General features: G+C 54.1%; 20 protein-coding genes. 5 read left to right on the forward strand and 15 right to left on the reverse strand.

Features of this window, described 5'->3' with window-relative positions; genetic code table 11:
* Positions 1-6: 6 nt before the first annotated feature.
* Entirely contained in the window at positions 7-1,971 is a 1,965-nt protein-coding gene (nuoL, locus tag FJM65_RS10575; RefSeq protein WP_140621492.1) for an NADH-quinone oxidoreductase subunit L, read from the reverse strand.
* Positions 1,972-2,012: 41 nt separating this feature from the next.
* Positions 2,013-2,342, reverse strand: coding sequence for an NADH-quinone oxidoreductase subunit NuoK (gene nuoK, locus FJM65_RS10580; RefSeq protein WP_140621493.1), 330 nt, complete (start codon positions 2,340-2,342; stop codon positions 2,013-2,015).
* A 255-nt stretch (positions 2,343-2,597) separates the two neighbouring features.
* On the opposite strand from nuoK, the gene FJM65_RS10585 reads away from it, so the two are divergent.
* Positions 2,598-3,635, forward strand: coding sequence for a DUF6929 family protein (locus FJM65_RS10585; RefSeq protein ID WP_140621494.1), 1,038 nt, complete (start codon positions 2,598-2,600; stop codon positions 3,633-3,635).
* Between the two features lie 77 nt (positions 3,636-3,712).
* On the opposite strand, the gene FJM65_RS10590 is transcribed toward FJM65_RS10585, so the two are convergent.
* The 11 genes from FJM65_RS10590 to pruA form a co-directional block, all read right to left on the reverse strand.
* A complete protein-coding gene (locus tag FJM65_RS10590; RefSeq protein WP_140621495.1) occupies positions 3,713-4,228 on the reverse strand; it encodes an NADH-quinone oxidoreductase subunit J family protein in 516 nt (171 codons plus the stop codon).
* Positions 4,229-4,232: 4 nt separating this feature from the next.
* Positions 4,233-4,742, reverse strand: coding sequence for a NuoI/complex I 23 kDa subunit family protein (locus FJM65_RS10595; protein ID WP_181163691.1), 510 nt, complete (start codon positions 4,740-4,742; stop codon positions 4,233-4,235).
* A 94-nt stretch (positions 4,743-4,836) separates the two neighbouring features.
* On the reverse strand, positions 4,837-5,883 hold the full coding sequence (nuoH, locus tag FJM65_RS10600; protein WP_140621496.1) for an NADH-quinone oxidoreductase subunit NuoH: 1,047 nt from the start codon (positions 5,881-5,883) through the stop codon (positions 4,837-4,839).
* A gap of 3 nt (positions 5,884-5,886) precedes the next feature.
* Complete coding sequence (locus tag FJM65_RS10605; RefSeq protein WP_140621497.1) at positions 5,887-6,867, reverse strand: 2Fe-2S iron-sulfur cluster-binding protein; 981 nt, start codon at positions 6,865-6,867, stop codon at positions 5,887-5,889.
* Positions 6,868-6,997: 130 nt separating this feature from the next.
* Positions 6,998-8,344, reverse strand: a complete 1,347-nt coding sequence (nuoF, locus tag FJM65_RS10610; RefSeq protein WP_140621498.1) for an NADH-quinone oxidoreductase subunit NuoF — start codon at positions 8,342-8,344, stop codon at positions 6,998-7,000.
* Between the two features lie 59 nt (positions 8,345-8,403).
* On the reverse strand, positions 8,404-8,937 hold the full coding sequence (locus FJM65_RS10615; protein WP_140621499.1) for an NADH-quinone oxidoreductase subunit NuoE family protein: 534 nt from the start codon (positions 8,935-8,937) through the stop codon (positions 8,404-8,406).
* A 58-nt stretch (positions 8,938-8,995) separates the two neighbouring features.
* The gene (nuoD, locus tag FJM65_RS10620; protein ID WP_140621500.1) at positions 8,996-10,240 is read right to left on the reverse strand and encodes an NADH dehydrogenase (quinone) subunit D; all 1,245 of its coding nucleotides are present in this window, start codon (positions 10,238-10,240) and stop codon (positions 8,996-8,998) included.
* A 28-nt stretch (positions 10,241-10,268) separates the two neighbouring features.
* Positions 10,269-10,775 carry an NADH-quinone oxidoreductase subunit C gene (locus FJM65_RS10625; RefSeq protein WP_140621501.1) on the reverse strand — a complete coding sequence of 169 codons (507 nt, stop codon included), beginning with the start codon at positions 10,773-10,775 and terminating at the stop codon, positions 10,269-10,271.
* A gap of 5 nt (positions 10,776-10,780) precedes the next feature.
* Positions 10,781-11,335, reverse strand: a complete 555-nt coding sequence (locus FJM65_RS10630; RefSeq protein ID WP_317131338.1) for an NADH-quinone oxidoreductase subunit B — start codon at positions 11,333-11,335, stop codon at positions 10,781-10,783.
* 78 nt (positions 11,336-11,413) lie between these two features.
* Positions 11,414-11,794, reverse strand: a complete 381-nt coding sequence (locus FJM65_RS10635) for an NADH-quinone oxidoreductase subunit A (protein WP_140621502.1) — start codon at positions 11,792-11,794, stop codon at positions 11,414-11,416.
* Positions 11,795-12,019: 225 nt separating this feature from the next.
* On the reverse strand, positions 12,020-13,654 hold the full coding sequence (gene pruA / locus FJM65_RS10640; protein ID WP_140621503.1) for an L-glutamate gamma-semialdehyde dehydrogenase: 1,635 nt from the start codon (positions 13,652-13,654) through the stop codon (positions 12,020-12,022).
* Between the two features lie 312 nt (positions 13,655-13,966).
* Between pruA and FJM65_RS10645 the strand changes: the two genes are divergently transcribed.
* Positions 13,967-16,540 carry a family 20 glycosylhydrolase gene (locus tag FJM65_RS10645; RefSeq protein ID WP_140621504.1) on the forward strand — a complete coding sequence of 858 codons (2,574 nt, stop codon included), beginning with the start codon at positions 13,967-13,969 and terminating at the stop codon, positions 16,538-16,540.
* A gap of 173 nt (positions 16,541-16,713) precedes the next feature.
* Positions 16,714-17,130, forward strand: coding sequence for a DUF6565 domain-containing protein (locus FJM65_RS10650; RefSeq protein ID WP_140621505.1), 417 nt, complete (start codon positions 16,714-16,716; stop codon positions 17,128-17,130).
* A 56-nt stretch (positions 17,131-17,186) separates the two neighbouring features.
* Here the strand turns inward: FJM65_RS10650 and FJM65_RS10655 are convergent, their stop codons facing one another.
* Entirely contained in the window at positions 17,187-17,888 is a 702-nt protein-coding gene (locus tag FJM65_RS10655) for a YjjG family noncanonical pyrimidine nucleotidase (RefSeq protein ID WP_140621506.1), read from the reverse strand.
* A 127-nt stretch (positions 17,889-18,015) separates the two neighbouring features.
* The gene (locus FJM65_RS10660) at positions 18,016-18,402 is read right to left on the reverse strand and encodes an ArsR/SmtB family transcription factor (protein WP_140621507.1); all 387 of its coding nucleotides are present in this window, start codon (positions 18,400-18,402) and stop codon (positions 18,016-18,018) included.
* 90 nt (positions 18,403-18,492) lie between these two features.
* Here FJM65_RS10660 and FJM65_RS10665 point away from each other — a divergent pair, with 90 nt between their 5' ends.
* The gene (locus tag FJM65_RS10665) at positions 18,493-19,161 is read left to right on the forward strand and encodes a carboxypeptidase-like regulatory domain-containing protein (RefSeq protein WP_140621508.1); all 669 of its coding nucleotides are present in this window, start codon (positions 18,493-18,495) and stop codon (positions 19,159-19,161) included.
* A 200-nt stretch (positions 19,162-19,361) separates the two neighbouring features.
* Complete coding sequence (locus tag FJM65_RS10670; protein ID WP_140621509.1) at positions 19,362-20,708, forward strand: NAD(P)/FAD-dependent oxidoreductase; 1,347 nt, start codon at positions 19,362-19,364, stop codon at positions 20,706-20,708.
* The last annotated feature ends 101 nt before the right edge of the window (positions 20,709-20,809 follow it).

Genomic DNA, 20,809 nt, shown 5'->3' on the forward strand with positions numbered 1-20,809 from the left:
AGAACCTTATCCGATAAAGAAGTTTAAAAATAAAATCAGGACGATGCTGAACACCATCACCATCAGGTAGAAGCCGATGGCGCCGCTTTGCGCGTAACGCAGGGTGCGGCTGCTGTAGGTGGTCAGCTTTCCGAAACCGTTCACAATGCCGTCTACCACCAACACATCCAGCACACGGTGGAAGGTAGTTGATAGCCACATCAGCGGACGAACAATGACTGTGTCGTAGAGCTCGTCGATGTAGTATTTGTGGTAGATCAGGTTGTGGATCGGGGACAGGCGCTCGCCTTCCGGCACTGGCACAGTCTTTTTGCTTACATACATCACATAAGCGATGATGGCCGCAATGGCCGCTACGGCTACCGATAGTCCCATCAGCATCCATTCTGTAGCGTGGTCGAGGTGAAGCGGAGCCACAGCGGGTGCGTTAGCCACCTGCGCATAGCCATAGATCGGGGCCAGGTAGTTCTGCAGAATGTGGTTGCCCTCGCCAAACACCGCCGGAATTCCGAGGAAACCGCCTACGGTAGAAAGGATGGCCAGCACGATCAGCGGCAGCGTCATAGAAATAGGCGACTCGTGTAGGTGGCTCTTCTGTGCTTCGGTGCCTCTAAACGTTCCGAAGAATGTCAGGAACACCAGGCGGAACATGTAGAAAGAGGTCATGAACGAGGCCAGCATGCCCAGTGCCCAAAGCACCTTGCTATGCTCCCATACATGCGCCAGCAACTCATCTTTAGAGAAGAAACCAGCGAACGGCGGGATACCGGAGATAGCCAGTGTACCGATCAGGAAGGTTAAAAACGTGATAGGTAGGTATTTCCTCAGGCCACCCATGCTGCGGATGTCCTGTTCGTTGCTCATGGCGTGAATCACAGAACCGGCACCCAGGAACAGCAGCGCCTTGAAGAACGCGTGCGTCAGTACGTGGAAGATGGAAGAAGAGAAGGCCATCACCCCCAGCGCCAGGAACATATAACCCAGCTGCGACACGGTAGAGTAAGCCAGCACCTTTTTGATGTCGTTTTGCGCCAGGCCGATAGTGGCAGCCAGCACAGCCGTAGCCACACCCACAATGGCGATTACCTCCAGCGTAGTTGGAGCCAGCACGTACAGCACGTTCGAGCGCAGTACCATGTAAATACCGGCCGTTACCATGGTAGCGGCGTGAATCAGGGCAGAAACCGGCGTAGGGCCCGCCATCGCGTCCGGAAGCCAGGTGAACAACGGAATCTGCGCACTCTTACCCATCGCGCCCACAAACAGGAGCAGGGTAATCGCTATCATTACCGTTGAATCGATACCACCAGTATAGTTGGCCGCCTCAGCAAATACCTGCGGGTAGGAAACAGAACCGAAGGTGATGAAGATGAGGAAAATGCCCAGCAGGAAGCCCAGGTCACCGATACGGTTCATCACGAAGGCTTTCTTGGCGGCGTTGTTGTAGCTGGTGTTCTTGTTCCAGAAGCCGATCAGCAGGTAAGAGCAAAGGCCCACGCCTTCCCAGCCCACGAACATCATCACGTAGTTAGAGCCCATCACCAGCAGCAGCATGGAGAACATGAAGAGGTTGATGAAAGCGAAGAACTTGCCGAAGTTCTCGTCGTGGCTCATGTAGCCGGCGGAGTACAGGTGGATCAGGAAACCAATACCGGTCACCATCAGCATCATCAGCAGCGTCAGCTGGTCTATCAGAAAGGAGAAGCCGATCTGTAGGCTTCCCACAGAAATCCAGTCGTAGAAGTCAACCGTGTAGGCACGGCTGCCGTTGGCCTGAAAATCGATGAACAGGTAAACGGTGATGAGGAAAGAAGCCAGCACGGTGCCGCTACCAATAAGGCTTACCAGGCCTTTGGCTATGCTGCGGTTGCCAAGTCCGTTGATGATAAAGCCGGCCAGCGGCAGCAACGGAACAAACAGACAAAGCAGTGCCATACTCTGGTTGTTAATCGGCATTACAATCTCTTGCATCTGTGTAAATATTTAAGCTATTCAGCGTATGGTTAGAGCTACTACCACTTCAGGTAGTTGAGCAGTTGTACATCGGTAGATCGGATGTTGCGGTAGGTCATCACGATAATGGCCAGGCCCACGCATACTTCGGCGGCGGCTACCGCCATGATAAAGAACACGAAAACCTGCGCGCTGGCGTCGGCACGGTAGGCCGACAGGGCCGTTAGGAGCAGGTTCACGGCGTTCAGCATCAGCTCGATGCACATAAAGATCACGATGGCGTTGCGGCGCGTCAGTACACCGATTACACCAATAACAAAAAGAGCCGCGCTGAAAAACAGGTAATAATCTAATGGAATGGTCCGGATGACCTCTGGTATGTTGTTCATTTTCTGTGTGGCTGAACGTACTACTCTTAAATTACGATCCAAAAATCAAGTCGCAAAGTTATCCCCATTTTTGTAAAAACCATAACATATTTCCTATTCTTATTGCCCCGGGCGGCGCCTATTTTCAATGCTTTTTCTCTTGTTTAAGCTACTCCTTTCATCTTTCCGGGAAATACTTTTCTGATGCCGGCACTGCGCCAGGATTATACTTTTGGGCGGTGTTTTCGTAGCTATGGGAATCACTGTTTATACCCTATGAAGCACCCATACATTTTATACTTCCTGTTGCCGCCGCTGCTCCTGCAGTCCTGCAAGTCCAGGCCGGCAGAAGCCAGCGCCCCCGAGAGCGGGGCGGCTGCGCAGGTGAAGCAGCTTAACCTGGCCGCTACCACTACCCACAAGCTGTTTTATGACGCGTTGCCGTCCGCCTCTGGCCTGGAGCATGCAGAAGGGGCTTTTTATGTAGTTGGCGACGATTCTCCGTTTCTGTATGAGCTTAATGGAAAGTATGAGCAGGTGCGGCGGCACGCGCTGTTCGATACCACTGGCGTGGTGCAAGGCAGAATACCGAAAGACGTGAAGCCTGACCTGGAAAGTATGGCCGCCTTTACCTATGGCCGCGACCAGATGCTGCTGTTGCTCGGCTCCGGGGCCAGCCAAGCCCGAACCAAAGGCTACCTTGTCAACCTTTCAGAGAAAATGCAGGTGCAGGAGCTTGATCTGAAGCGGTTTTATACTTTCCTGAAGCAGGTGCTGAAACTGGAGAGCGAGGGGCAACTGAACCTGGAGGGGCTGGCCATGGATAAGGTGTATACCTATATGCTGCAGCGCCCGCTGGGCGGGGGCACTAATACCTTGCTTCGCTTTAACTCAGATGATTTCAAGGACTTTATACTTGTCGGGGGCGAGATGCCGGCTGTGGCTGTGTATCACTTCTCGCTTCCGCAGTTGGGCGGACTGGCTGCGGGTTTCTCCGGTGCCTATGCCTTAAACGGCAGGTTGTTCTTTACCGCCTCCGTTGAAGAAGCGCCCAACGCCATTGAGGACGGGGAGGTGCACGGCAGTTACATCGGAGTTATTGACCTGCGCGCGCTGCCTTATGCCACTGATGCTGCCCAGCCGCTGCAGGTGCCCGTGGTGCAGTTAAACGATGTTGAAGGCGCGCCTTATGTGGGAAAAGTGGAGTCGCTGGTGGTGCTGAAAGCGGAAGGGCAGACGTATCAGGTGGTGGTGGTATCGGATGATGACCGTGGCCACTCGGAGCTGCTGGAGGTGGAACTTAGCGCTGAGTAAGCATAAAACGATAAAAAGCGAAAGGCTGGAGTTTATACTTCCAGCCTTCCGCTTTTATACTTTTATGTATGTCTTTCTTAGAAGTTGCTCTCGCCTTCCTCTCGCTTGCCCAGCATCACGGCGCCCACCATGGCCACCAGGAACAGCACTGAGGCCAGCTCAAAAGGCAGCAGGTATTCTGTGAACAGCACCTGGCCCAGGCTCTCTACCATGCCTATCTGTGAGTCATACGTATCTGGGTTGTAGCCTACCACATTGGCATCTTTCAGGGCCGCAATCAGCACCACAAACAGCAGGCCGCCAGCAATGGCACCGGCAAATTTGCTGACAGTGGATGTTTTTATCTTGGCGTCTCCCTGTTTACTCATGTTCAGGAACATGATCACGAAAAGGAAAAGCACCATAATGGCACCGGCATACACAATAATGTTCACCACGGCCAGGAACTGCGCGTTTAACAGCACATAGTGCCCCGAGATGGTGAAGAAGGTGATGATGAGGAACAGGACGCTGTGTACCGGGTTTTTAGAAATAACGACCATCAGGGCGCACAGCAGCGTCAGCGAAGCGAGGAAAAAGAACAGGCTCTCCATTCAGCTATTTTGTTTCAGTGGTTTTAAGAGGCTCTACCAAACGGTCTTTGCCGTAAATAAACTCGTCGCGCTCAAAGCGGGCTGGGGCAAGCTTGTCGTCCTGCAGGAAGATGGCCGCTTTCGGGCAGGCTTCCTCACACAGTCCGCAGAAAATGCAGCGCAGCATGTTCACCTCGTAGGTAACGGCATACTTCTCCTCACGGTACAGGTTCTCTTCACCAGCCTTGCGCTCTCCGGCAGTCATGGTAATGGCCTCGGCAGGGCAGGCAACCGCGCAAAGGCCGCAGGCGGTGCAGCGCTCACGTCCTTCTTCATCGCGCTTCAGCACATGCAGGCCACGCCAGTACTCGCTGCGCTCTCGCGTTTGCTCCGGGTACTGTATCGTAGCCTTCTTCTTGAAGAAGTGCTTTATCGTGATGCCAAGTCCTTGTGCAATGGCAGGAAGGTACGCACGCTCCGCGAACGTCATTTCCCGCTTCTCCACATTCTTTCTTCTATTTGATAATGGTTCCATTATATCGTATCTCCCTTTCATTGGCCTTGCTAAAGCTAAGACCATCTTTAGGTACTATAGTTTAAAATAAAGAGTCTTTTTGAATAACTCCGCTTTATGACAACAGGATAATTCCACCGCCTGTCAACAGGATGTTCAGAATTGCCAGCGGAATCAGGATCTTCCAGCCCAGTTTCATCAGTTGGTCGTAGCGGAAACGCGGCAGTGTCCAGCGCACCCACATAAAGAAGAAGATGAACAGGAATATCTTCGCGAACATAACCACCACGCCCAGCAGCGTCACCACGTTGTTGGCCAGCACCGGGTCGCTGATGGCTTCACGCAGGTTCTCCATGAACGGGAAGTTATAGGCACCAAAGTATAGCGTAGACATTACCGCCGAGGCCACAAAGATGTTGATATACTCTGCAAACAGGTACATGCCCAGTTTCATGGAGCCATACTCGGTGTGGTAACCGCCAATCAGCTCGGCCTCCGATTCTGGCAAGTCAAATGGCGTACGGTTTGTCTCGGCAAAGGAGCACACTAGGAAGATGAGAAACCCCAGCGGCTGATACCAGACATTCCAGTTAAAACCAGCCTGCTGCTCGGCTATTTCGCGCAGCGAGAGCGAGCCGGTCATCATCAAAACCGCTATAAGCGAAAGGCCCATGGCAATTTCGTAGCTGATGTTCTGCGAAGCGGCACGGATGGCGCCCAGCAAGGAGTATTTGTTGTTGGAGGCCCAGCCACCAATCATCAGACCGTACACACCCAGCGACACTACCCCGAAAATGTACAGTACCCCGATGTTCACATTGATCGCCTGCAGGTAAATCTCGCGGCCGTCAATCATCAGCATATCGCCAAACGGGATTACCGCACTCGACATGGTGGCTACCAGCATAGCTACACCCGGGCCAAGTATAAACAAGGCCTTGTTGGCTTTGGCAGGTATAAAGTCCTCTTTAAAGAACAGTTTACCGGCGTCGGCCAGGGGCTGCAGCATACCCGCCGGACCTGCGCGGTTCGGGCCTACGCGGTCCTGGATAAAGGCTGCAATCTTACGCTCAAAGTAAGTCGAGTAGGTGGCTATCAGCAGGGTGATGCCGAAGATAACCAGGATGTAAATCGCTTTGTATAGTAGGTCTACAGACTCCATTGTTTATTCCTGTGGCAGGTTTTTCTTAGTAGATGTTGGCAGGTTCGGCACGATCGGCACGTTTACAACCGGCAGCTCGTAATGGTTAGCGGAGATCACGGAATGCCTGTCGATATGGCGTGGTCCTTCTATGGTCCAGTCGCTTACCTCTTTCTTATCGAAGCGGCAGGTGTTGCAGATAAACTCCTCTACCTCGTTGTACTGGTCCTTGCGGGCCGTTACGCGTAGTACTTCCTCGCCTCGCGTCCAGAGCGTTACCTTGCCGGAGCAGGTAGGGCAGTCGCGGTGCGCATCCATCGGCTTGGTAAACCACACGCGGTTCTTAAAGCGCCAGGTTTTATCCGTAAGCGCCCCCACCGGGCACACGTCGATCACGTTACCGGAGAAGTCGTTGTCGATCACGTTCTCGATATACGTTCCGATCTCCGCGGCATCACCACGGCCCAGTACGCCATGCACACGCTTCTCCGTGATCTGGTCTGCCGTATACACGCAACGGTAGCACAGGATGCAGCGCGTCATGTGCAGCTGGATGTATGGCCCCAGGTCCACTTTATTGAACGTGCGGCGCTCTTCCTCAAAACGCTGGGCGCTCACGCCATGCTCGTAACTCAGGTCCTGCAGGTTACACTCACCGGCCTGGTCGCAGATAGGGCAATCCAGCGGGTGGTTGATGAGCAGCATTTCCACGATGCCTTTGCGGGCGTTCAGCACTTCTTCGTTAGTCGTGTTTTCTACCACCATGCCGTCCTGCACCTGCGTGATGCACGAGGCAACCAGCTTTGGCATCGGGCGGGTGTCTTTGGCAGAGCCTTGTGTTACCTTTACCAGGCACACGCGGCACTTGCCGCCGCTGCCCTTCAGCGGGCCATAGTAGCACATGGCAGGAGGCACTACTTTGCCCCCGATTTTTCTTGCGGCCTGTAGGATGGTAGTTCCATCTTCTACCTCTATCTCAATGCCGTCAATCGTTACTTTAGCCATTTTATATCTCGTTGTTCGTTTGTCGTTGTTCGTTTCTAAAGAGAAGCAGGACAACGAACGGTATTAGCTATACTATTTAAGATCTTCTTGTTTCCCCTTTCAGAATGTACAGGAAGTATGAATTTATATTTTATGCCGTTACAGTTTCTGGCTGGCCTCTGTACACCGCGCCCGGGGCTGTAGCCTCTTTCGGGTTGTTGATGTGCCACTCAAACTCGTGGCGGAAGTGGCGTATAGCGGCAGCCACCGGCCACGCCGCAGCATCACCCAGCGGACAGATAGTGTTACCCTCAATCTGCTTGGCTACGCTTACCAGCAGGTCGATGTCCTGCTGATGGCCGTGGCCGTACTCGATGCGGTGCAGCACTTTCTCCATCCAGCCTGTTCCCTCGCGGCATGGGCTACACTGGCCACACGACTCGTGGTGGTAGAAGCGGGCATAGTTCCACGTGTTACGCACGATGCACTGGTCCTCGTCGAACACGATAAAGGCACCGGAGCCCAGCATGGAGCCGCTCACAAAGCCACCGTCCGATAAGGATTCGTAGGACATCAGGCGATCTTCGCCGGCTGCTGTCTTAAGTATAAGATTGGCTGGCAGAATCGGCACGGAAGAACCTCCCGGCACCACGGCCTTCAGTTGCTTGCCTTTCCAGATGCCGCCGCAGTACTGGTCTGAGTAGATGAACTCCTCTACCGGCACGCCCAGCTCGATCTCGTAAACGCCCGGATTGTTGATGTTACCGCTGGCAGAGATCAGTTTGGTGCCTGTGCTTCGGCCGATACCGATCTTTGCATACTCCGCACCGCCGTTGTTCACGATCCAAGGCACAGAGGAAATGGTCTCCACGTTGTTCACCACCGTCGGGCTCTGGAACAGACCTTTCACCGCCGGGAACGGAGGCTTGTTACGCGGGTTGCCGCGCTTGCCCTCCAAAGACTCCAGCAAAGCTGTTTCCTCACCGCAGATATAGGCACCGCCACCCGGCGCCACGTGCAGGTCCAGGTCGTAGCCTGAGCCAAGTATGTTCTTGCCCAGCAAACCGGCCGCATACGCCTCCGCGATCGCTTTCTCCAGGATGCGCAGCACGAACAACAACTCGCCGCGGATGTAGATGTAAGAGGTATTGGCCCCCAGCGCGTAGCTCGACGTGATCATACCTTCGATCAGCGCATGCGGGTTTTTCTCCATGAACCAACGATCCTTGAAGGTGCCCGGCTCCGACTCGTCGGCGTTGCAAACGAGGTAGCGCGGAATGCCCTCCGGCTTGGCCAGGAAGCTCCATTTCATACCCGTCGGGAAGCCGGCACCCCCACGGCCACGCAGGCCAGAAGTCTTCACCTCTTCCACCACCTCTTCCGGAGACATCGTTTTCACAGCTTTCTCTACAGACTTGTAGCCGCCGTGCTTGCGATATACTTCCAGCGTCTCGATGCCGGGAACGTTGATATGCTCAGTTAATATTTTAAGTCCCATTGTAGCAGGATATATAGCTTAGCAGCCGGTTTATACTTGGCCGCTTCGTTAAAACAGGTTTATTTCTTCCAGGTTGGCGTTTCGTGCTCCTTGTGGCGCATCATCTCCAGGAATTCGTCCAGCTTCTCTTCGCTGTCGATGTTCTCGTAGAACAGCTCGCGCACCTGCAGCATCGGGCCTGATCCGCAGGAGGCAAGGCACTCCACCGGCTTCAGCGTAAACATGCCGTCGGCCGTTGTCTCGCCTTCCTCAATGTTCAGCTTCTGCTTGATCATATCGATCATCTGGTCGGCGCCACGCAGGCAGCAAGGGCCGGTGCGGCATACTTCCAGCACATGCTTTCCAACCGGCTTCAGGTTGAACATGGTGTAGAACGTGGCTACCTCGTATACTTCGATCGGCTGTATGTTCAGGATCTCGGCAACTTTGTCCATCACCTCCGGGCTTACCCAGCCGCCAAACTCCGCCTGCGCGATGTGCAGGATAGGAAGTATAGCAGACTTCTGGCGTCCTTCCGGGTAGTGGCTGATGTAGCGCTGGATCTCGGCCATTGCCTCATCAGAAAACTTTACTTCGTTTATTGTTTCTGCCATTTTTCTTTGTCATTGACCGTTTCAGGCGGCCAACCTTAAATGGTAATAGATTCTTTGATTATGCGTCTAGCTCGCCGGCGATTACGTTCAGGCTACTCAGCGTCAGGATAGCGTCGGCTAGCTGCCCGCCCTTGATCATCTCGGTATAAGCCTGGTAGTAGATAAAGCACGGGCGGCGGAAGTGCAGGCGGTATGGTGTGCGGCCTCCGTCACTGATCAGGTAGAAACCAAGCTCTCCGTTGCCTCCCTCTACGCTGTGGTATACTTCGCCCACCGGAATGTCAGCCTCGCCCATCACAATCTTAAAGTGATAGATCAGCGCTTCCATACTGGTATAAACTTTCTGCTTAGGAGGCAGGTAATAATGCGGCGCATCGGCGTGGTAAGAGCCTTCCGGCAGGTTCTTGTAAGCCTGCTCAATAATCTTCAAGCTTTCCCATACCTCAGCGTTGCGCACCAGGAAGCGGTCATAGGTGTCGCCTTTAGAGCCCACCGGAATGTCGAACTCGAAGTCCTCGTAAGAAGAGTATGGGTTCATCACGCGCACGTCGTAGTCTACGCCGGTGGCACGCAGGTTCGGGCCGGTAAAGCCGTAGCTCAGGGCACGCTCTGCGGAAATGGCGCCTACGTCCGTGGTTCTGTCCATGAAGATGCGGTTGCGCGTCATCATTTTCTCAAACTCTGCCCATACTTTCGGGAAGCGCTTCAGGAACTCGTCGATCAGGTGCAGGGCCTTCGGCGACAGGTCGCGCTCCATGCCCCCGATACGGCCCATGTTCGTCGTCAGACGGGCGCCGCATACTTCCTCATAAATATCATAGATGTGCTCGCGCTCCTGCATTACGTACAGGAAGCCGGTGAAGGCGCCGGAGTCCACCCCCAGGATCGAGTTACAGATCAGATGGTCGGAAATACGGGCCAGCTCCATCATGATCACACGGATGTACTGCGCGCGCTTCGGCACGGTAATGCCCAATAGCTTCTCTACCGTCATGTGGTACCCCATGTTATTGATAGGGGACGAGCAGTAGTTCATGCGGTCCGTGAGCGGCGTGATCTGGTAAAAAGGTCTGCGCTCGGCGATCTTCTCAAAAGCGCGGTGGATGTAGCCGATGGTAGGCACCGCATCCACAATAATCTCCCCATCCATTTGCAGGATGTTCTGGAAAATACCGTGCGTAGCCGGGTGCGTTGGACCCAGGTTCAGCGTGGTAAGCTGCCGCTCTTCCTTAATGGCTAGCCCGTGGTCTTTACGGAACTGCTCAATCTCAGTAAGCTCGGCGGTTTTATTTTCAGTAGCCATTATGGTCTCCTTTTCTGTCAAAACTGGCTTAACGTCCGAAATACGTGTTAATCTTATCTTCCCGTGTCTGGTCTTCCAGCGGGTACTGCTTCAGCATCGGGTGGTACTCCATCTCCTCAATATTCAGGATGCGGATCAGGTTCGGGTGGCCCGTGAACTTAATGCCGTAGAAGTCGAAAGCCTCACGCTCCATCCAGTTGGCGGTAGCGTATAGGTCCGTCATGGTCGGCATCACCGGGTCCGAGATCGGCATGTATACCTTAATGCGGATGCGGTAATTGTGGCGCAGGCTGTGCAACTGATACATTGTGCACAGTTCCTTGTCGCCCTTGCCAGGGTAGTGGATACCGCACATCGTGGTCAGGAAGCTGATCTGCAGCTCCTGGTCGTCGCGCAGGTATTTGATCAGATCATGTATGGTTTCGCGGTTGGTGGTGATTGTCATGATGCCATCCGGGTTGTATGGCTCCTGGATGTTCTCTTCTCCAAACTCGCTGATGATCTTGCCGAGTACGTTTTCGTTCGTAAGCTCCATGCTGCTTATTTAATGTTGTAAGAGGCTAAGAGTGCCTGATATTCCGGAGAGTCGCGGCGGCGAAGCGATTCGCTTTCTGCCAGTTCCTGCACGCGCATCAGGCCGTCCAGGATCTGCTCAGGGCGCGGCGGGCAGCCCGGCACGTACACGTCCACAGGCACCACGCGGTCGATGCCCTGCAGCACAGAATATGTGTCGAATATACCGCCTGAAGAGGCGCAGGCGCCTACGGCAATTACCCAGCGCGGCTCAGCCATCTGCTCGTATACCTGCTTTACCACCGGTCCCATCTTCTTGGCAATGGTACCCATCACCATCAGGATGTCAGCCTGGCGCGGCGAGAAGCTTGGGCGCTCCGAGCCGAAGCGTGAAATATCATAGTTGGAGCCCATGGTAGCCATGTACTCGATGCCGCAGCACGAGGTGGCAAACGGCAACGGCCAAAGCGAGTGCTTTCGGGCCAATCCGATAACTTTTTCAAGAGAAGTGGCAAAGAACCCGGCTCCGGAAATGCCCTCCGGGGCCTCAGCCATGGTGATATCTTTATTTGTATCGCTCATTACTAGTATAATTTAAATTGCAGTCGGGCACTTGACATGCCCTTTTTGCAACACAAAAGCGCTTGTTAAAGTTTAATCCTATTTCCAGTCCAGGATACCTTTTTTGATCACGTAGAAGAAACCCGACATCAGCAGGGCGATGAACGTGAGCATCTGCAGGAAACCATCCATGCCCAGGGCCTTGAAGTTAACCGCCCACGGGTACATAAAGATCACTTCCACGTCGAACAGTACAAACAGGATGGCCGTCATGAAGTATTTGTAGGAGATCGGCGTACGGGCATCTCCCACCGACTCGATGCCACTCTCCCAGGAGGCGCCTTTCACCTCACTGGTTCTTTTAGGGCCCAGCAGGTGGGTAAGCACCAGTGCAAAAATCACGAAGCCGAGGGCAGCCGCAAACTGGATGAGGATAGGCAGGTAATCCGACGGTACATGCTGATTTACAGTAGGTTCCATAACTCTGTGTAGCTTTCTTAAGATTTGGGAGCAAAATTAGGTATAAATAGCCATTAATCAAAAGTATACCTTATCACTAAAATGCGGTTTATGCACCGTGCGGCTAAGTATTCCTGAAAATAGAGTTAAAACAATATTTGTAGCCCATTATAGGATAGAAAATAAATAAAAAAGCCGCGCCCTGGTTGGGGCGCGGCCTCTGTTATTGCCGGGGCAATGCAAAATTTACTTGTTCTCGCCCAGGAACGGATAGCGGTAATCCACTGGCGGTACAAACGTCTCTTTGATAGAGCGGGCAGACACCCAGCGCAGCAGGTTCAGCATAGAGCCGGCCTTGTCGTTGGTGCCGGAGGCACGCGCGCCGCCGAAGGGCTGCTGGCCCACCACGGCGCCTGTCGGCTTGTCGTTGATGTAGAAGTTGCCGGCTGCCTGGTCCAGGCGCTTGGTGGCATACTCGATTACATAACGGTCCTGGCTGAAGATGGCGCCTGTCAGGGCGTATGGCGATGTGGAGTTCACCAGCTCCACGGTGTCCTCAAAGTTGTTCTCGTCATACACGTAGATGGTAATAACCGGGCCGAAGATCTCCTCGCACATGGTCACGTACTGCGGGTTGTGCGACAGCAGCACGGTTGGCTCGATAAAGTAGCCTTTCGACTTGTCGTAGTTACCGCCTGCGATTACCTCCACCTCGCTGCTTTCCTTGGCATTGTCGATGTAGCGGGCAATCTTATCGAAGGATTTCTCGTCGATCACGGCGTTGATGAAGTTGCCGAAATCCTCCGGAGCCCCCATCTTGAAGGTCTTCAGGTCTTCCTGCACATAACCCTTCACCTCTTCCCATAGGTTGCTTGGGATGTAGGCACGTGAGGCCGCAGAGCATTTCTGGCCCTGGAACTCGAAGGCGCCACGCGAGATAGCAGTAGCCAGCGCCTTGGCGTCGGCAGACTTATGGGCAAGTATAAAGTCCTTGCCGCCGGTCTCGCCCACGATGCGCGGGTAAGATTTATACTTGTGAATGTTCGTGCCGATGGTCTTCCAGATGTGCTGGAACACGCCGGTGCTGCCTGTAAAGTGGATACCGGCAAAGTCGGAGTGGTTGAACACCACATCACCCGTGGTCGGGCCATCCACATACACCAAGTTGATCACGCCATCCGGCAAACCAGCCTCTTTCAGCAGCTCCATGATCATGTGCGCGGCGTAGATCTGCGTGTGCGCTGGCTTCCAAACCACCACGTTGCCCATCATGGCCACAGAAGTAGGCAAGTTACCGGCAATAGCCGTGAAGTTGAACGGCGTGAGCGCAAACACAAAGCCCTCCAGCGGACGGTGCTCCGAACGGTTCCACACGCCTGGCGAAGACTCCGGCTGCATGCGGTAAATATCAGTGGCATACTGTGCGTTGAAGCGCAGGAAGTCCACCAGCTCGCAGGCAGAGTCGATCTCGGCCTGGTAAGCGTTCTTCGACTGGCCCAGCATGGTAGCGGCGTTCAGGCGTGCTCTCCAGGGGCCGGCCAGCAGTTCAGCGGCTTTCAGGAAGATGCTGATACGGTGCTCCCAGCCCATAGCGGCCCAGGCCTCGCGTGCGGCCAGCGCTGCATTTATCGCTTGTTCCACGTGGGACGCGTCACCCTCGCTGTAATGACCCAGGATGTGCTGGTGGTCGTGCGGCTGCAGCATCGGCTGCTTGTTGTCCGTGTATACTTTGTCGCCGCCAATGTACATCGGCACGTCCAGCTGCTGCGACTTCAGCTCTTTATACGTGCGCAGTAACTCCTCTTTTTCAGGGGAGCCAGGGGCGTAAGACTTAACAGGTTCGTTTACTGGGGTTGGTACTCTAAAAAATCCGGTTGCCATTGATTATATAGTTACAGATTTAGAATTAGATTTTCATACTTCTAACGCAGCCTTTGCAGGCCATCTATACAAAGGTATGGCTTATTATTTGATTTTTAGGCATAAACCGGCAACAGCTTTGGCCGGGCTGGGGCATCAGATTTTTAGCGTGCGCAAGTATGGCTTTCGCGGTCGCAGAAGGTGCCGTGGCCATACTTTCGGCCTTGTGCTGCTAAATCAAACTATACCTATTTTATTATATCCCGAAATTATTTATAACTTAATAGCGAGTAAGTAACGAATTGTACACTTGGTGATATACACACAGACGACATGAAAAAACTAACCGTAGGAGTATGGCTGCTTGCCCAGGCCATGCTGATGAGTTGCTCCCAGCTTTCCACTGACAACGCTGCCACTTCGGCTACCAGCGAAGCGGGCGCAGCAGCGCAGGGCCTGGGGCTGAAGCTAGAGCTGGCAGACAACCGCTACCAGGACAAGGCACAGTCCCGCGCGATTTTAACGATCACGAACAATGGACAGGAGGAACTGCCTGCCAAAGGGTGGAAGCTCTACTTTAACGGCGGCGCACTTAGATCGGCTGACTCTACGGTGGCGATCATACAGCATTTTAACGGCGATTTGCACTACCTGGCTCCGGGACCTGATTTTGAGGAAATAGAGCCAGGCGAGTCGGCTACGGTAGAGGTGCTGGGCCGCGCTGTCGGCAATGTCTCCAACTTCCCTGTCGGGTTCTACATCGTGTATGATGAGGAGCCGGGAAAAGGTATCCCTGTTTCGCTGGAAGTTGAGCCAGGAAAACACTTTGACGAGGCCACGCAACAGTTTGCGGCGAAATTCTATGAGGCGAATGCCATGATACAGGACCTCCCGGCAACCTCGCTTCCTAAAGTTTTCCCGACGCCGGTGTCTTACCAGGAAAAGGGGAAGCCGTTTATGCTGGACGCTAAGGTAACGGTGGTAGCTGACGCTGACTTCAGAAGAGAGGCAGAGCAGCTGGCAGAGGCATTGGCTACCGCAACAGGGCAGAAGCCCGCCATACAGGACAAAGCTACCGGCAAGGCTATCTTTCTCCGGAAAAAGCCGGGTATGGGTGCGGAAGGATATACTTTAAGTGTAAACCCGGAGCGGATAGAGATCACTGCTTCCTCGGCTGCCGGCGCTTTCTACGGCGTGCAGTCGCTGAAGACGCTGCTGCCGGCTACGGCATTTTCGGGTAAGGCGGCTACGGTAGAGGTGGCAGGCGTAGAGGTGAAGGATGCCCCGCGCTTTGGCTACAGAGGCTTTATGATGGACATGGCCCGTAACTTCCAGCCGAAGGCGGAGGTGCTGAAAGTGTTGGACGTGATGGCCCTGTACAAGATGAACAAGCTGCACTTCCACTTCAGCGAGGATGAGGGCTGGCGCCTCGAAATCCGTCCTTTGCCGGAGCTTACCGCGGTTGGCGGCACGCGCGCCCATACCACCGACGGCAGCAGCATCGTGCCTTCCTATGGCTCCGGGCCAGACGCAAGCAACAAAGCGGGAACAGGCTTCTACAGCCGGGAAGACTTTATCGAGATACTCAAATATGCGCGCGACCGCCACATCGAGGTGATCCCGGAGATTGAGTCGCCGGGCCACGCCAGAGCTGCCATCAAAGCCATGGATGCCCGCTACACGAAACTGATGGACGAGGGCAAGAAGGAGGAAGCGGAGCGCTACCTGCTGCGCGACCTGAACGACAAATCGGAATACCGCTCTGTGCAGGGCTGGGACGATAACATCATGGACGTGTCGCTGCCTTCTACCTATACTTTCCTGGAGACAGTGGTGGATGAGATCAGGAGCATGTATAAAGAGGCAGATGCGCCACTAAACACGATACATTTTGGCGGAGATGAGGTGCCCGGAGGCGTTTGGGAGAAATCGCCGGCTGCCCAGAAAGTCATCAGCCAGAATCCGGAGGTGAAAAACACAGACGACCTGTGGTACTACTACTTCGGCAAGGTGAACCAGATGCTGCAGGAGCGCGGCCTGTACCTGTCGGGTTGGGAGGAAATAGGCCTGCGAAAAGAAGTTAAAAACGGAAAAGTGAATTGGGTGCCAAACCAGCAGTTCGCTGATGAGAACTTCCACGTGAACGTATGGAAGAACAGCCCTGGCTCTGGCGCCGAGGACCTGGCTTACCGCATGGCGAACGCCGGCTACAAAGTAATCCTGACGGGAGTTACCCACTTTTACCTGGACCTTGCCTACAACCCTACCTATGGCGAGCCAGGCCTGAACTGGGGTGGCTATGTGGACATCGACAAACCTTTTTACTTTATACCTTACGATTACCTCCGCAACCTAAAAGAGGATGACAGGGGCAACCCGCTGGACCGCTCCATCATCAAGAGCAAAGAGGCGCTGACCGAGAAAGGAAAGACCAACATTGTGGGCATTGAGGCGCCGCTCTGGTCTGAGACAAACCGAACCACCGAGGACTTCGAGTATAAATTGCTGCCGAAACTGCTGGGCGTGGCCGAGCGGGCCTGGGCAAAAGACCCTGATTGGGCGAAAGAAAAAGACGCTGCAAAAAGCGAAAAGCTCTACAGCCAGGCCTGGTCTGAGTTTATCAACGTGGTGGGCAAGCGAGAACTGCCGCGGCTGGACTACTACGCAGGCGGATATGGGTACAGAATCCCGACGGCGGGAGCCAAGGTGGTAGACGGAAAAGTGGAGGCCAATGTGCAGTTCCCGGGCTTTACCATCCGCTACACGACAGATGGCACCGAGCCAACCCAAAGCAGCTCTGCCTACACCGGCCCGATTGCGGCTACCGGACCCGTGAAACTGCGGGTCTTCAACGCCGAAGGGCGGGGAGGGCACACCATCACCATCCAAAGCCAAAGCTCCATGTAAGCAGCGCGTAGCTGTAGTGAGGCTTACCTAAGTATGGCCTGCCGCTTGCACTACTCAGCCGGCAGGCCATACTTTTATATCCGGGTTAACTGTAACTTTAATAGCACTGATGTGCGTATAAGGCTTCTGCCGTTTCTAACGGGGCGGCTTTTTACCTTTTAAAATACAGTGTTATGAAAAGAACAAACAGAACCTACGCAAAAGTAATGCTGGTCGCAGCGCTTGGCTTTTCTTTTGCTGCCGGGGCTACCGACTATAACAATACCAAAGCCAAGGCTGCCATAAGCACCATCCAAAACGACCAGGAACTATCGCCGCTGCAGAAGCAGCTGTTGGGCGAGCATGCCAACATTGGCGCCATAACCGCCGACAGCATGCGCCAGGCCTACATTACGTTTATGGATAACGTGCGCGAGCAAAAAGGCAACTGGACCGACGCCGAATGGCAGCAGGCCAAAGAGCTGCTGGAAAAGCTGGACGCGCACAAGGAAACCGTAGAGAAGGAGCTGGGCACCGACGACAAAGCGAAAATAAAGATGCTGCAGGCCGAGTTCCGTACCCTGGAGACAGCCGGTGACGTGAAAGACTAAGGCTGCCGTAAGATAGTAAAGCAAATGGCGACAGGTTTCTGTCGCCATTTTTTATGCTAGAGGATTTCTTTCAGTTTGCTCAGGCAGCTGATCTCGTAGGTTGGCTTCGGCCTCCTGCGCGTTTTAGCCTGTTCCGGGTTAAAGTATACTTGGTCTATGCCGGCGTCGCGGGCACCCTCTATGTCGCATTCATAATTGTCGCCGATCATCAGGCAATGCTCCGGGGCTACGCCAATGCGCTGCAGCAGGTGCTCAAACATGCGGCGGTCGGGCTTTTTGTAGCCGCAGCACTCCGAGGTTACCACTTCCTTAAAATACCCCTGCAGCTTAGAGGCTCCCATTTTTACGTGCTGTACTTCCTTAAAACCATTGGTGAGGATGTGCAGGCCATACTTTGGCTGCAGGTACTCCAGCACATCATACGTATAAGGGAAAACCGCCGTTTTGGTAGGGCAAAGCGCAATATAAGCCTCCGAAATGCCGGCTGGCACCTCATGCGGGGCCAGCCCAAGTCCTGTCAGGGTCTTAGAAAAACGGCTTTCGCGCAGCTCCTGTTGGTTAATCTTGCCTTTGTTGTAGAGGTCCCAAAGGCGGGTGTTCACAAACTTATACTTGCGGTAAAACGAGTCGCAGTTAAACTTTCCGTGCCTGGCCAGCTCAAACTGGTCGTACAAAGTATAAATCGTCTCCTCGGAGTTCTTCTCAAAATCCCACAGGGTGTGGTCCAGGTCGAAAAGGATGTGCGAATAGGTCTTCATGAGAGGGAATCGTGCTGGTTTGGTAAAGGTAAAACGCCTTTGGAGGCCAATAGTTCAGGGTGGGGTGCAGAAAGCGGAAGGAACTGCTATACTAAAGCAATGGTTCGGGAGTTATACTTTCTGACTTTTAAGAAGGCACCCAGCGGCGGTTCTGCAGCTTTGTAACGGCCAATTCGCGGTTAGAGTATAAAATCTGATACACATCCAGGTCTTTTTGCAGCACCGTGTCGCGCTCCATGTAAGTGAAAATTTGGTTCACCAGATCCGTCGTTTCTTCTTTCAGGGAGTAGTATACCCACTGGTCCAGTTTGCGGGGCACCACCAGCCCGGCGTTGCGCAGGTAAGCCAGGTGGCGGGATGTTTTGGTCTGGGTGAAGTCAAGCACCTGCTCCAGGTCTGAAGTGCACATCTCGCGGTTGCGCAGGATCAGGTGCAGGATGCGGAGCCTCGACTCGTCGGCAAGTGCCTTAAGCACCTGTTGCCCGAAGGCCAGGCTAAAGTGTTTCAGTCTCATAGTAAACGTGTGACAGAGGCAAAGGCCAGTGTGAACAAATTTAGCCAAAAGTGGCTATTATAAAAGAATTAATAAGTATAATTGTATCCTATGATCTTTCCTGCCAAACCGCTTACTACCTTGCCTGTGTTTGTAAAATGGCTGTGGCTTCCGCTGTTTTTGCTGGTGCTGGTGCCGGAGCAGGCAGAGGCGCAGAGCAAGCAGCGCGTGGTGCAGCTGTCGGGCTTTGTGGCCACCGGCGACAGCCTGTATGGCGTGGCCGGGGCAGGCGTATACGTGCCGGGCACCAACCGCGGCACCTACACCAACGAGTTTGGCTACTTCTCGCTGCCGGTGCTGGCCGGCGACAGTGTGCTTTTCGATGCGTTGGGCTTTAAGGCGCAGTACCTCATCATCCCCAAAAACTACAGCAGCCAGAGCTACTCCATTATCATGCAGATGCAGGAGGAGCCCACGGAGCTCCCTACGGTAGACGTTTTCCCGTGGCCTACCGAGCGCGACTTTAAAGAGGCCGTGGCCAACGTGAAGCTGCCGGACAAGGGAAACGCCATTCTCACCAAAAACCTGGACCCAAGGCGCCTGGAGGAACTGGCCAGAATAACCCCGATGAGCGGCACGCAGAACTTCCGCTTCTGGCAAGAACAGCAGGTGCAGCACCAGCAGAACCGCATCATGGCCCCTACGGTTAACATGATGGCCATCCCGGGCCTGCTCAGGTCCCTGCTCAACGGCGATTTTAAGCAGAATGGCGGTAGATAAAACCTCTCTTTTCCGGTGAGGATGCGGCTCACGGATGACAAGTATAAATAACGTATGATTTTGCGCCCGGCGGGGCCACGGAGGCTGATTTGGCAACTAACAAAGAGGCTATTCGTTTGTTGCCAATATAGTGTTTGCGTATAAGAAACTATACTGGCAACGAATGGCGGCTTTGCCCGCTGTTCCTAAAAAATCATACTATGCTAGAACCCGAACAACTCTCCCTTAACATTCCTGATACTACCAAACCCCGCGTGGTGATTATTGGCGGCGGATTTGGAGGCATTAACCTGGCCAAACGACTCTCCAACAAGGAGTTTCAGATCGTGATGTTTGACAGGCAGAACTACCATGGCTTTTGGCCGCTGCTGTACCAGGTGGCCACGGCCGGCCTGGAGCCGGACGCTATTGCCGAGCCGCTGCGCAAAGTGTTCAGCTCAGACGATTACCCGGACTTCCACTTTCGGCTGGTGAAGGTAACTGGCATCAACCCACAGGCACAAACCGTTACCACGCTTATCGGCGACATCAAGTATGATTACCTGATCATCGCGACAGGCACAAAGCCCAACTACTTCGGAAACGAGCAGGTGAAGAAGTTCTCCTTCCCTCTGAAACAGGTGCCGGAGGCGCTAAACCTCCGCAGCCAGATACTGCAATGCTTCGAGCAGGCCAACATGACCAAAGACCCGCAGGTGCGCAAGGACCTGATGAACTTCGTGATTGTAGGCGGAGGCCCTACAGGCGTGGAACTGGCCGGTGCCCTGGCCGAGATGCGGACCCACGTACTCCCTACGGACTACCCCGGTCTGGACTTTAGCCAAATGCACATCATCCTGGTGGAAGGCATGGACCGCCTGCTGCCCCCCATGTCGGCGGAGGCCAGCGAGAAGACCCATAAATACCTGAAAGAGCTGGGGGTGGATATCAGGCTGAACACGCTGGTGAGCTCCTACGACGGAGAAGTGGCCACCCTGAAAAGCGGTGAGGAAATCCGGACAAACACCCTTATCTGGGCAGCCGGCGTATCCGGGGCGCTAATAGACGGGCTGCCGGAAACTTCTGTAGAGCGCGGCCGCATCCTTGTAAACGACTATAACCAGGTGCTGGGCTTCGATAACATGTTTGCCATCGGAGACATTGCCTTTATGAAAACTCCTGAGTACCCGAAAGGGCATCCGGGCGTAGCGCAACCAGCCATTCAGCAGGGCAAACTGCTGGCTAAAAACCTGCACCGCTTGCTGCGCAAAGAGCCGCTGGAACCGTTTAAGTATAAAGACAAAGGCTCGTTGGCCATCATTGGCCGCAACCGCGCCGTAGCCGATTTGCCAGGCAACATGCATTTTGGCGGCTTCTTTGCCTGGGCTATCTGGCTGTTTGTGCACGTAATGGCGCTGGTAGGCTTCCGCAATAAACTGGTGGTGCTCAGCAACTGGGTCTACAAATTCTTTACCTACGAGAACGGTACGCGCCTCATCATCCGCCCATTCGTGCGCCGCGGCGACAGAGCCAGGCGTAAGTTTATTGATAAGTATGCGGGAGACTAGGAAGTTTAGGAGTTAGAGGGTTTGGGAGTTAGAGAGTTGAAAATGCTTTCCCTAATTCCCCTCCTCTGGACTAGCCAAAACGAGAGTGTTGAGCTAGCGAG

The sequence above is a fragment of the Pontibacter mangrovi genome (assembly GCF_006385705.1).
GTDB classification, from domain to species: Bacteria; Bacteroidota; Bacteroidia; order Cytophagales; family Hymenobacteraceae; genus Pontibacter; species Pontibacter mangrovi.

Bases quoted from the DNA above. Each gene is read 5' to 3' on its own strand.
- FJM65_RS10625 (WP_140621501.1), bottom strand. From the start codon at position 10,775: ATGGAGCTTACGAACGAAAACGTACTCGGCAAGATCATCAGCGAGTTT.
- FJM65_RS10645 (WP_140621504.1), top strand. From the start codon at position 13,967: ATGAAAAAACTAACCGTAGGAGTATGGCTGCTTGCCCAGGCCATGCTG.
- nuoK (WP_140621493.1), bottom strand. From the start codon at position 2,342: ATGAACAACATACCAGAGGTCATCCGGACCATTCCATTAGATTATTAC.
- FJM65_RS10670 (WP_140621509.1), top strand. From the start codon at position 19,362: ATGCTAGAACCCGAACAACTCTCCCTTAACATTCCTGATACTACCAAA.
- FJM65_RS10665 (WP_140621508.1), top strand. From the start codon at position 18,493: ATGATCTTTCCTGCCAAACCGCTTACTACCTTGCCTGTGTTTGTAAAA.
- FJM65_RS10585 (WP_140621494.1), top strand. From the start codon at position 2,598: ATGAAGCACCCATACATTTTATACTTCCTGTTGCCGCCGCTGCTCCTG.
- FJM65_RS10635 (WP_140621502.1), bottom strand. From the start codon at position 11,794: ATGGAACCTACTGTAAATCAGCATGTACCGTCGGATTACCTGCCTATC.
- FJM65_RS10655 (WP_140621506.1), bottom strand. From the start codon at position 17,888: ATGAAGACCTATTCGCACATCCTTTTCGACCTGGACCACACCCTGTGG.
- FJM65_RS10615 (WP_140621499.1), bottom strand. From the start codon at position 8,937: ATGGCAGAAACAATAAACGAAGTAAAGTTTTCTGATGAGGCAATGGCC.
- FJM65_RS10605 (WP_140621497.1), bottom strand. From the start codon at position 6,867: ATGGCTAAAGTAACGATTGACGGCATTGAGATAGAGGTAGAAGATGGA.
- nuoH (WP_140621496.1), bottom strand. From the start codon at position 5,883: ATGGAGTCTGTAGACCTACTATACAAAGCGATTTACATCCTGGTTATC.
- FJM65_RS10595 (WP_181163691.1), bottom strand. From the start codon at position 4,742: ATGGAACCATTATCAAATAGAAGAAAGAATGTGGAGAAGCGGGAAATG.
- FJM65_RS10650 (WP_140621505.1), top strand. From the start codon at position 16,714: ATGAAAAGAACAAACAGAACCTACGCAAAAGTAATGCTGGTCGCAGCG.
- FJM65_RS10630 (WP_317131338.1), bottom strand. From the start codon at position 11,335: ATGAGCGATACAAATAAAGATATCACCATGGCTGAGGCCCCGGAGGGC.
- nuoF (WP_140621498.1), bottom strand. From the start codon at position 8,344: ATGGGACTTAAAATATTAACTGAGCATATCAACGTTCCCGGCATCGAG.
- pruA (WP_140621503.1), bottom strand. From the start codon at position 13,654: ATGGCAACCGGATTTTTTAGAGTACCAACCCCAGTAAACGAACCTGTT.
- FJM65_RS10660 (WP_140621507.1), bottom strand. From the start codon at position 18,402: ATGAGACTGAAACACTTTAGCCTGGCCTTCGGGCAACAGGTGCTTAAG.
- FJM65_RS10590 (WP_140621495.1), bottom strand. From the start codon at position 4,228: ATGGAGAGCCTGTTCTTTTTCCTCGCTTCGCTGACGCTGCTGTGCGCC.
- nuoL (WP_140621492.1), bottom strand. From the start codon at position 1,971: ATGCAAGAGATTGTAATGCCGATTAACAACCAGAGTATGGCACTGCTT.
- nuoD (WP_140621500.1), bottom strand. From the start codon at position 10,240: ATGGCTACTGAAAATAAAACCGCCGAGCTTACTGAGATTGAGCAGTTC.